Origin of the sequence: Streptomyces sp. CBMA291 (assembly GCF_014596525.1) — a bacterium.
GTDB lineage: Bacteria > Actinomycetota > Actinomycetes > Streptomycetales > Streptomycetaceae > Streptomyces.
On the sequence record NZ_MSJP01000037.1, the window covers coordinates 1 to 10,849 of the forward strand.

The following is a 10,849-nucleotide window of genomic DNA, read 5'->3' on the forward strand; positions in this document are numbered from 1 at the left end:
GGGCGGATCCAGGTGCGGACCCAGCGGCGGGACCAGCAGGGGAACCAGTGGGGGACGGCCCCGCGACCCGGCCCGGCCCCGGACCGGGGCCCTGGACCACACCAGCCCAGCCGGTACCCCCACCCCCCCCCCCCCCCCCCCGCGCCCCCCCCGCCCCCCGCGCGCAGGGCGGCCCGCGCCTCGTCCATGGGCAGCGGCAGCGGCTTCGGCCGCGTGGCGGTGCTCACGACGACCTCGTCCAGCGGAAGGTCTTCACCGCGACCGCGCCGAAGAGCAGGGCGAACACGAGGAGCCCGGCGCAGCCCACCCAGACGTCGGAGAGGTCGCCCCGTCCGGTGAGCGCGTGGGACACGGCGTCGTTGAGATAGCGCAGCGGCATCACCAGGGAGACCTTCTGGAGCCAGGACGGCATGGAGTCGAGCGGGAAGAAGGAGCCGGAGAGGAACGCCATCGGCAGCATCAGGAAGTTGGCGACGGCGGCGACGGACTCCGGGGTGTTCGCGAAGGAGCCGATGATCACCCCGAGGAGGAGGAAGGTCGTGATGCCGAGGACCAGCACGGGGATCAGCAGCGGCCAGCCGGAGGCCGGTTCGAGGCCGAACAGCGGCAGCATCGCCACCCCCACGAACAGCACCGACTGCACGGCGCCCACCACCAGGGCGATGACGTACCGGGAGCCGATGACCGCCGAGAGCGGCGCCGGGGACATCCGGATGAGGCGCAGGATGTCGTCGGTGCGCCACTGCATGAGGGTGAACGAGATGCCGAACACGGCGGCGTTCGCCACGCCCCAGGACAGCACTCCGGCCGCCGTGTACGACAGATAGGTCAGTCCGCTCTCCTCCACGGCCTGGCCCCGGAAGATCAGCCCGAAGACGACGAGGAAGAGCAGCGGGAAGGCGAAGGTGAAGAAGAGGGTGGTCTTGTCCCGGACCTGGGCCCGGTAGCCCGCCCCGGTCAGTGCGGCGTAGGCGCTCATGGTCACGGCTCCGTGGTCTCGGCGTGCGGGTGGGAGGACCGTCCGGAACCGGCGAGCCGGGCGGTCAGATCGAGGTAGACGTCCTCCAGGCTCGCGGTCCTGGTCTGGACGCCGTCGAGCCCGGCGAGCCGGTCGACGGCGGCGAGGACCCGGCCGGCCGCGTGGGTCTCCAGGACGAGGGAGCCGCCCTCGACGCTGACCCGTTCGACGCCCTCGATGGCCGCCGCCCGCGTCTCGTCGAGCCGCCCGAGCGGCAGCATCAGACGGCTCGGCGCGCGGGAGGCGCCGACCAGGTTGTGCGGCGAGTCGGTCACCGCGATCCGGCCGTCCACCAGGATCGCGATCCGGTCGCAGAGCGCCTCGGCCTCGTCGAGGTGATGGGTGGTGTGGACGATCGTGCGGCCCTCCGCCTTCAGCCCCCGCAGCACCTCCCACAGGGCGCGCCGGGCCTGCGGGTCGAGCGCGGCGGTCGGCTCGTCCAGGAAGATCAGCTCGGGCCCGTGGACGAGGGCGGAGGCGATGGCGAGCCGCTGCCGCTGGCCCCCGGAGAGGTTCTCCACCTGGACGTCACGCTGTTCGGTGAGGCCCACCGAGGCGAGCGTGGCGTCCACGGCGCTCCGGGGCGCGCCGTAGAGCGCGGCGACCGTCCGCAGGTGCTCGTGGGCGGTCTGCCGGACGAAGAACGCCGAACTCTGCGTCTGGACGCCGATCCGGGGCAACAGCGCCGTGTCGCGCGGCCACGGCGACGTCCCGAAGAGGGCGACCGTGCCCGTGTCGGCCCGGCGCAGCCCTTCCATGATCTCGATCAGGGTGGACTTGCCCGCACCGTTGGGGCCCAGCAGACCGAAGAACTCGCCCCGGTGGATCTCCAGGGTGACGTCGTCCACCGCCTGCCGGTCCCCGTACCGCTTGGAGACGCCCTTGACCTGGACGGCGGCGGTCGGCGGACCGCCCGCCGCGGATGTGGTTGACATGGCCTGTACCTCACTCGTGTGGTGCGTGGATCGTGCCGGTCGGGAAGCGGGTGGAGCGTGCGCGGCCGGTCAGCCGAGCAGGGCGAGGACGAAGACGGCGGTGCCCGCCGCCGCCAGGAGCAGCAGGAGCGGCGCCCCGATCGCGTACGCCGTGTAGATCCGCCGGGCCCGCGCCGGGTAGGCGGCGAGCGCGGGCGAGTCCCGGCCGCCCCGGCGCACCCGCAGATAGGCCCGGGTCTCGGGGGCCAGATGGGCGGTGCCCAGGGCGTGCCCGAGCATCCGGTAGCCGTCGAGCGGCGGCAGCGGTACGAGGTTGCTCAGCGCCTGTACGGTGCCGAGCAGCAGCAGACCGGCGAGGGCGGGGCGCTCGGGGGCCCCGGCGGGCAGTAGCAGCCACCAGACCCCGAAGGGCAGCAGAAGCACCATGTTGAGCTGCGCGCCCGCCCCCGCGATGACCAGTTTGGCCCGTCGGCCCGGCAGGAACAGGTAGTTGTCGACCGTGCAGTAGAGCAGCGCGGCCGGGAACCGCCAGCGCAGCCCGATCTCGGCGACATGACCCCCGTGGTGCTGGGCGGCCACCCCGTGCGCCAGTTCGTGCAGGGTGATGCTCAGCCACAGGAACAGCGCGATGCCCAGGAAGACGACCGGCTGCCCGGCCAGTTCCGCCGCGTCGCCGAACAGCGCCGGTGCCCGTACGGCGAGCACCGCGAGGAGCGCGAGGACGGCGGCGAGCAGCGGGTACTGGACGGCGGGCCGGAGCAGCGGGCGCAGGGCGCGGTGGAGCCGCGCCGTGGTCGCGTCGGCGTCCGCGACCATCGGCCGGGTGCCGCGCCACAGCGAGTTGGGGCGCTTCGGCGCGGTCTCGGGCGCCACCGGGTCGGGCGCCCCGGCGAGCAGGCCCCGGGTGCCGAGGAGGCCGAGCAGCCGGTTCCAGTTCTCCTCGCCGAGCCGTCGGCCGAACCGGTCCGCGTACGCGGGCGCGAGGTCGTCGAGGTTCCGCGTCCCGTCCAGGCGCGCCATCAGGAAGTGCTCCTTGACGCCGACCTCGAACGCGGCTCCGGTGACGGGGTGCCGGACGAGGTGCACGGTACGGGGCCCGCGCAGCAGCGGCGCGCTCAGCAGGACGCCGGGCCGGAGCGCCGGACGGTAGGCCCGCGCGGCGGCGGCCGTCACGACTCCGCCGCCCCGCCGCGCGCGCCCTGCGCGTCCCCGGCCCCTGCCGTCTCGTCGCGCGCGTCCCCGTCGCGCGCCTCCCTGAGGACCTGCCCGAGGACGAAGGAGAGATAGGCCTCGTCGCGGATCGTCACATGGAGCCGGTTGTTGGTCATGTGCATGTACGGGGAGAGCAGCCGGGGCAGTACCGCGGGCACATGGGTCAGCGGCTCCAGCGGCACCGCGTCCACCGGCTCCGCCCGCACCTGCCCGGTGTCCTCCCGCGCGGGCCCCTCCCGCAGCGGGAACAGCAGCTCGCCCCGGGTGGCGAGGTCCGCCGCGCGGGAGCGCAGTTCGAGGCAGTGCTCCGCCCAGCCCCGCAGGAAGGAGGGCAGCCGCCCCAGCTCCCCCGAGGAGACCGCGGCCCGGATCGCGGTGAACCGGCGGCCGAGGGCGGGCGCCATCTCCGCGTAGTTCCGCTCGTACTCCCGCGAGCCGATGAAGCCGGTCCCGGGGAACGCCCGGTGCCAGAACTCGTAGTAGCCGTCCAGATAGTCCGCGAGCCGGTCGTCCTCGGGCAGGAAGCAGCTCGCCATCACCATCATCAGCTGCGCGGAGGTGCCGAGCAGCACCGTGCGCAGATGCAGGTTCATGGTGCGGAAGGCGTCCACGACCAGATCGCTGGAGTGCCGGAAGTGCCACTCGGCGAGTTCCACCCCGGCGGGCCCGCCGTACTTCGCGTACTCGGGGGCGTACGGCTCCTCGCTGAAGCTGTTGTTGGGCCGCAGCCGCATCCGGCCGTCCTCGCCCATGTAGCGGCCCCGGTCCTCGCCGGGGAACTCGATGTCGAACAGGGCGTTGTAGAAGTCCTTCAGGAACCCGGAGTCGACCTCGTACAGCGCGGGCCTGCTCTTGAGGAAGGCGCTCAGCGCCTCCTCGGCGCGCCGCCGCACCTCCGGGGCGGCCTGCGCGCTCGTGGGCCGCAGCCGCAGCCGGACGTGCGGGCCCTCCAGCCAGTAGTTCAGGAAGAAGTACCCGTGGAGCAGGCCCTCCTCGGTGAGCCGGGCGACCAGCGGCCGGACGCAGTCCACGAGCAGCGGCCGGGGGCTCGCCGCGTAGAACACGTGCAGCGCGATCCAGTCCCCCGGCTCCGCGGGGGAGGGCGCCGGGGCGAGACCGTCGAAGGGGAGCGGGGCGATCAGTTCCGGCATGTCGGGCCGTCCTCGGTACGGTGGCGGAAAGTGAAGGTCTCCACGGCCAGTTCGGCCACGTGACGGCCTTCGTCGGACGTCAGGTGCAGGGCGTCCTCGGCCGGCAGCATCTCGCGCAGCGCGACCCCCGAGCCGGGCGCGCGGTCCACCAGGGCCTCGAAGGCGGTCAGCGACAGCGGACTGTCGAAGTCGAGGTAGACGGGCTTGGCCCCGAGCGCCCTGCGGCCCTCGCGCAGCACCGTGGCGAAGACCCGGTCGGGCAGTCCGTGCGCCCGCTGCCAGCGCCGCCACCCCAGGTACCAGGCCGCCTCGTCCGTCCCGGGGGCGCGGACCGGCAGCACGGACGCGTCCGCCGTCCAGCTCCGGCGGCTGACCACGACCTCGCCGTGCACCACCCGGGGACGCCGGGTCACCCCGTCGACCGCCGGGCCCTCGGGGACCCCGCCCCACACATCGGTCGGGGTCATGCTGCTCGGCGAGAGGAGCAGCAGGGTGCGGGGGATCTCCGGCAGCGCCACCGGCACCAGATAGCCCAGATAGACGGGGACCACCTCGCGCCCGAGCCGCTTCGACCGCAGGACCAGCCGGTCGGCCGTCTCGTCGTGCTCCAGATACAGGTCGTCCAGGTGCAGCCGGGCCTCCTCCGGGACCGTCGACGTCTCGCCCGGACAGACGATCTGATGATCGGTGAGACGTCCATGCAGATTGAGGTTGCTGGTGACGGGCCCGCCGGTCAACTCGGCGAAGACCGCCCCGGACGGCTGCCGGTCGCGCAGCTCCGCCCGCAGCTCCGCCGAGAGCCCGGAAGCCTCCGGTCCGTCGTACACATGAGTGAAACGGCTGAACGGGAAGGCGAGCCCGCCGTACGAACGGTTCAGGACAACCCGCCCCGCCCCGCCACCGCTCGCGGGCCGCACCACCTGAAGGTGATGACTCTGCGGAGTGAAGTCCGCGTTCAACGGGTCGAGTTCATCGGCCAACGAGTCCAACAGATCCGCCGGAAGGCTTAGTTCCTCGTCCGTTCCCTGCTTCTCCCACAGTTCGCGCATGCCGGACACGAACCGGCGGCGGGCGTCGTCGAGCGTCCGCAGCGCGCTCTGGCCCAGCCAGTTCTCCTCCGGGACGTACGCCCCGCTCGCGTCGAACGCCGAACGCTTCGCCGTGAAGGAGACGTACTGGTCGAAGAAGTCCTCGTGGAAGTCGTGCACGAGACCGAGCAGATCGTCACAGCGCCCGCCCCGCCCGTACCGGGCCAGGAAGAAACCCTGGAGGCAGATCCGGTGCGGAAGCGTCAGATCGAACATCGGCAGGACGCCCTCGACCGCGCGCAGCGCCGCCGCCGCCCCGCCCGGGAGGAGCCCCGCGTCCGCCACCAGACCGTCGCCCGCGCTGACGTCCTCGTACAGCAGCGTCCGGGGCAGCGTCGGCTCCTCGGCGCCCAAGGACCGCTGTACGTCGAGGAGTTGTTCGCGCAGGGTTCGCAGCAGGGCGCGGCGCTCGCCGAGCCGGGCGGCCGGGTAGGCGGCCAGACAGGCGGCCGCGACCCCCAGGCTCTCGGCGACGGCGTCCGCCCACGGCGCCGAGAGATCCCGCAGCGCCTCCCGGAACGACTCCAGCGGATCGGCGCTGTGCACATCGGTGCGCAGACACGGCACCTGCACCATGCCGACCTTGATGAGCGCGGCGGCGTACCGCTCGCACTCGGCGGGCTCCGCGCCGTGCTCGGTCGCCAGACGCTCGACCAGATCGCGATGGCGCAGCCCGGGGGAGCCGTCGAGGAACGCGAGCAGCCGCTCCAGGGTGCCGCTGCCCCGCAGATAGAACAGCCGGTCACGGACGGAGTCGAAGGTGACGGACGCGTCGTCGTCCCCGCTCGTCACCCACTGGCGCACATAGCGGATACGGTCCTCGTCACGGCCCCAGCCCGGCGAAAGGACCACGGGCAGATCCTGCCGGAGCACCGGATCGGCCAGGATCAGATCGGCGATCCGGCCCAGGGCGACGACGTTCAGGCGGACATGCCCGGTGCGCTCCGAACCCAGGTGCGGGCCTGTCCCCTCGACGCCGGATCCGGTGTCGGCCGCGGCTTCGGCGTCGAAGACGGCGGACGCGACCGGGGTGAAGGTACTGAACGGGCTCGTCTTGCACGCCGTGCGGTAGAGATACGTGAGCGCGGACCGCTCGATCTTCCGCATCCGGCCCTGGGAGGCGGAGCCGGAGGCCTTGCCGGTGCCGGTGCCGGTGCCGGTGCTGGTGTCGGCGCCGGTGCCTTCGGCCGTTCCCGTCCCGCCGTTCAGATAGGCGTCGAGCCTCCCGTCCAGCGTCGGCGAGGCGAGCAGCAGCCCCCGGCGGATCTCCTCCCGGGACAACACCGCGCGCAACGCACCACGTGCCGCGCCCAGTTCGTCCGCGAGCAGCGCGGGGCCCTCGGCGAGCAGCGCGCCGAACCGCTCCCGGTCGTCGAGCCAGCCGGCGACGCGTCCGCCCGCCGCCCCGTCGAGCCCGGTCACCAGGCGCACGGCCGCACCCGGGTCGGCGGGCGGCCGGTTGTTGAAGAGTCGGCGGCGCAGGGCGAGCAGGGCCCGCCGGGCCTCGTCGCCCAGGGCGTCGGCGGCCCCGAGCAGCCCGTGGAGGGTGTCGCTGAGGGCGGCGCCCTCGGCGGCCAGCCGCTCCTCGCGGGCCAGCACCTCGTCGGCCCAGGCACGGGTGCGCGGGCAGCGCAGCCCGTGCACGCTCTCCACGGGCAGTCCGGCGGCCCGCAGCAGGAAGCGGCGGCCCACCTCCCAGGTGGCGGGGCGCCGCCCGGTCGTCTCGATGGTCGGAAGTGTCATCGCGGTTCCCCCTCAGGCGATCTCGTGGCGGAAGTCGGCCGGTCCGGGGCGTTCGTTGCCGAGCGGCATGATGAGCAGCGGCGCCTCCGCCGTGCCCGCGAGCCCCAGCTTCTCGACGAACGACACGTTGTCGAAGCCCAGCGCGACCCCCGCGCCCAGCGAGAGCGCGGACGCGGCCAGATAGAAGGTCTGCGCCACGGCGCCCGCCGTGCCGACCGCGAGCCGGTAGCCCCGGTCGCCGACCGCGTCAAGGACCGCCGCCGTCCGCACCGTCGGCACCAGGACCACGCCCGCCTGCTCCAGGTTGTAGTTGGCCAGGAAGTAGTTCTCCTGGAGGAAGTGGCCCTGCGGTCCTGGCACGACGAGCGACAGTTCGCCCGAGTCGGCGTCGTGGACGTACGCACCGGGGGCGATGCCCTCGACATGGTTGACGAAGGCGTAGAGCCGGACCTGACGGGGGGTGCCCGCCGGGGCCGCGTCCCCGCCGAGCGAGGTCGCCGCGCAGGCCGCGAGCACCGCCGACAACTGCCCGGGGGTGACCGGACGGGCCGCGTCGAACCGCCCGAAGCTGCTCCGGCGGCTCCGCAGCACCCGCCGCACCGGCACCTCGGGGAACGCGGGCGGAGGCAGGGCGATCCGCGTGCCACCGGCGGGCACGGGCCGCGCCGCCGAGGCGGCGAGCGCCCCGGGAGCGGGCCGCTCGGTGGCCCCGGCCACGGTCGCCGCGTGCATCGCGAGGACGGTGGGGAACCGGATGACGGTCCGCGACCGCTCGACGTCCCGATGCCGCACGGAGGGGTCGGGCGCCGGGCCCGGGTCTCCCGCGCCGCCCTGACGGCCCGCCGCGCCCACCGCACCCGTGGCCGTCCCCGTACCGCTCCGGTCACTCGTACCGCTTGACCGGTCCTCGTCCTCCCAGTGCAGCGGGACCACCGCGAAGACGCTCTCCTCCTCGCCCTCGGTGCCGAGCAGCCCGTTCAGCCGGGGCTCGTCGAACCACAGCAGGGGCGCGACGCGCAGCCCGTGGGCGGCGGCCCAGACCCGCCAGGTCTGCACCAGGGTGCCCACGTCGGTGCAGACCACGTGATAGCCGAAGCTGTTGTACTTGAACGCGGTCTGCCAGTACTTCACGCCCAGCACCAGATACTGGTCGGTCTCCAGCGCCTCGGCGGGCGCGTCCGCCCCGAGCGCCTCGCGGATCCTGCCGGTCACGTCCCCCGTCAGCAGCCTCTGTACGGCGTGCCGTTGGACGTCGTAGTAGTGGAGACCGGGGGTGAGCGGCCCGGAGGGGCCCGAGGCCCAGTGGACGGAGACGGGGTAGAGCCCGCCGCCGCCCGCCGTGCCGCGCGACCAGTTGGCATGCGTGTAGAACGGCAGCCCGGACAGATCGCTGTTGGCCTGGATGCCCAGACGACGGCCGGTCAGCCCGTACGAGTCCTGGAGCATCGCCGAAAGCAGCGGCAGCGTGAAGCCGGGACCACCGGGACCCCCCGGCCCCTCGGTGCCGTCGGCCGAAGGCAGCAGACCGGGCCCGGCCGGCGCGTCGGCGAGACCGGAGCCGTCGGGCAGCGCGTACGGCTCCGCGTCGGGATAGAACTTGCCCCGGCGCGGTCCGTCGGGCCAGTCGGGGACGAAGTCGGCGGGTTCCATCGGAACGCGGCCCCGGTACAGGACGGCGTCGGCGTACTCATGGGCGAACCCCATCGGGGTCGGCCTCCTTTCGGACGGCGGGCGGGACGGGCGGCGCAGCGCGGCCCGAGTCGTCTCTTTCGGGCGTGCCGGTCAGGGCCAGGCAAGATCCGAAAGAGACGGCCTAGGGGAACGGATGGGGCGCGGGGTGGAGACCGGCGGCGCCCAGCGCCGCGCGCATCCGGGGCATGTGCCGGGCCCGCTGCCGGGACCAGCCGAAGTCGATCGGCAGCAGACCGGGCACCAGCACCTTCACGGTGTGCAGCCCGAGGGCCCGTTGCTCGGGAAGCGTCTGGTCGACCACCACCACGTCGAAACCGGCCTCCGTCACCGCGCCCGTGACCCGCAGCAGGTCCTCGCGCAGATCGGCGGAGACGGCCGACGCCCCCACGGCGGGTCCGCCGGGCCCGGCGGCACGCGGCAGCGCCAGGTCGGCGACGGCCAGCGGCGCGGCGGGCTCGGGCTGCCGCAGCAGGAAGTCGGCGTGACGGCCCGTCTCCGGGACGCCGTACATCAGGGGATGGTCGTGCAAGGTGGTGACCCGCGAGAAGTCGGCGGCCATGGCCCGCAGCCGGGCCTCGTCCCGCCGGGTCCTGCCGACCAGGTTCACGGAGTCGGTGGCGATCTCGCACAGCGCCGCGTCGAGCGCCGATTCGGGGTCGAGCCCGGCGCCCGCGCCGAAGCACATCCGGCCGACCCCGCCGTCGAACCGCTCGGCGCAGCCGGTGACCACCGGGACGGGCAGATCGTGCCGGGTGTCGAAGAACCGCGCCCGATAGCCGTACATGGCCAGCCGGTCGACCATGTGCCGGGTGCTCGCCCGGGTGCTGGTCGACGGGTCGATCTCGCGCAGCGGGGCCTGCCCGTACCAGGCGAGCAGGAAGGCGTCCCGCTCGACGACCTCCATCAGACCGAAGTAGACGGCCTCCTCCAGACTGCCGCCCGAGGCGCAGCCGTTGGAGCTCTCCTGCACGAACCGGTGCTCAAGGCCCGGGGCGTGGTAGTACGCGAGGACCTCGGGCACCGCACGGGGCGCGCCGTCGCGCAGCGACCAGCCCCACACCCAGGGGATCTCCCGGTCGGGGGTGAACGGGCGCACCCGGGGGTTGTCGAGATGGAACCGCTCCGCGTACAGACCCGTCACGCGCGGGTCCACGGCCGAGGGACCCAGCTCGTCCAGGGAGGCAGTGAGCCGCGCGGCACGGGTCCTGGCCCGCATCCCGGCGTACCGTTCGAGCCCTTCGAGGACGCCGATGCGCTGGCTGCGCGCGTAAGTGTCGGCGTGACCGCCCCAGAACGTCTCGCGCAGATACTCCCCGGAGCGCGAGGAGAAGCAGCCGACGGTCGCCGACGTCGTCGTCGACGCCACGTCGCACACCACCGAGGAACCGATCGCCCCCCAGTGCGGATTGGCGAAGGCGTCCACCGGCAGCCGGTAGTCCTCGATCCGGCGGACCCGGAAGACCCCCTCCCGGTACTTGGGCGCCGGGCGCAGCTCCACGGCGGCCCCCTCGGCGCTGTCCGCCTCGGGCACCCCGCAGGTCGGGCACTCCGGGTCGGGCACGAGCGGATGACTCCGTACGGTCAGCGTGTCCAGGTCGATCAGATGGACACGCGGGTACGGGCCGGGCTCGGGCCCCGCCGCCGCGAGCCCCGCGACCAGGGCGGCCACGGCGGTCGCGGCGAAGGGCAGACCGTACGGCCAGCCGCCCGCCCGCCGGGTCTCCGTGCCCCGTTCCAGCCCGTCGCGCAGCGGCACCGAGCGGACGCCCTGCCAGCGGCGCGCCAGACAGGTCGCGCAGCCGCGCCCGCCCCCGCCGGACGGCCAGGGCCCGACGAGCACCTGACGTCCGTAGAGGTGCACGGGAAGCCGCCCGTCGGACGCGCCCGGCGCGGTGAGGGACGGGCTCGCGCCGTCGGACGCGCCCGGCGCGGTGAGGGACGGGCTCGCGCCGTCGGACGCGCCCGGCGTGGTCAGGGACGGGTCCGCCCCGCCGGAAGCGCCCGGCGCGG

Annotated in this window: 7 protein-coding genes; all 7 read right to left on the reverse strand. The window is 74.0% G+C overall.

Annotated features, from left to right (window positions below; translation table 11 throughout):
* Window positions 1–223 precede the first annotated feature (223 nt).
* A complete protein-coding gene (locus BU197_RS10710) occupies window positions 224–979 on the reverse strand; it encodes an ABC transporter permease (RefSeq protein ID WP_188268037.1) in 756 nt (251 codons plus the stop codon).
* 2 nt (window positions 980–981) lie between these two features.
* A complete protein-coding gene (locus BU197_RS10715) occupies window positions 982–1,953 on the reverse strand; it encodes an ABC transporter ATP-binding protein (protein ID WP_188268038.1) in 972 nt (323 codons plus the stop codon).
* Between the two features lie 69 nt (window positions 1,954–2,022).
* Window positions 2,023–3,126, reverse strand: a complete 1,104-nt coding sequence (locus BU197_RS10720) for a metalloprotease (RefSeq protein ID WP_188268039.1) — start codon at window positions 3,124–3,126, stop codon at window positions 2,023–2,025.
* Entirely contained in the window at window positions 3,123–4,316 is a 1,194-nt protein-coding gene (locus BU197_RS10725) for a lantibiotic dehydratase C-terminal domain-containing protein (protein WP_188268040.1), read from the reverse strand. Before BU197_RS10725 ends, BU197_RS10720 begins: the two co-directional genes overlap by 4 nt.
* Entirely contained in the window at window positions 4,304–7,147 is a 2,844-nt protein-coding gene (locus BU197_RS10730) for a lantibiotic dehydratase (protein ID WP_188268041.1), read from the reverse strand. Before BU197_RS10730 ends, BU197_RS10725 begins: the two co-directional genes overlap by 13 nt.
* A 12-nt stretch (window positions 7,148–7,159) precedes the next feature.
* Window positions 7,160–8,851, reverse strand: a complete 1,692-nt coding sequence (locus BU197_RS10735) for a nitroreductase family protein (RefSeq protein ID WP_188268042.1) — start codon at window positions 8,849–8,851, stop codon at window positions 7,160–7,162.
* Between the two features lie 109 nt (window positions 8,852–8,960).
* Window positions 8,961–10,814: a TOMM precursor leader peptide-binding protein gene (locus tag BU197_RS10740; protein WP_223184066.1), complete on the reverse strand. Its 1,854-nt coding sequence runs from the start codon at window positions 10,812–10,814 to the stop codon at window positions 8,961–8,963.
* Between the last annotated feature and the right edge of the window lie 35 nt (window positions 10,815–10,849).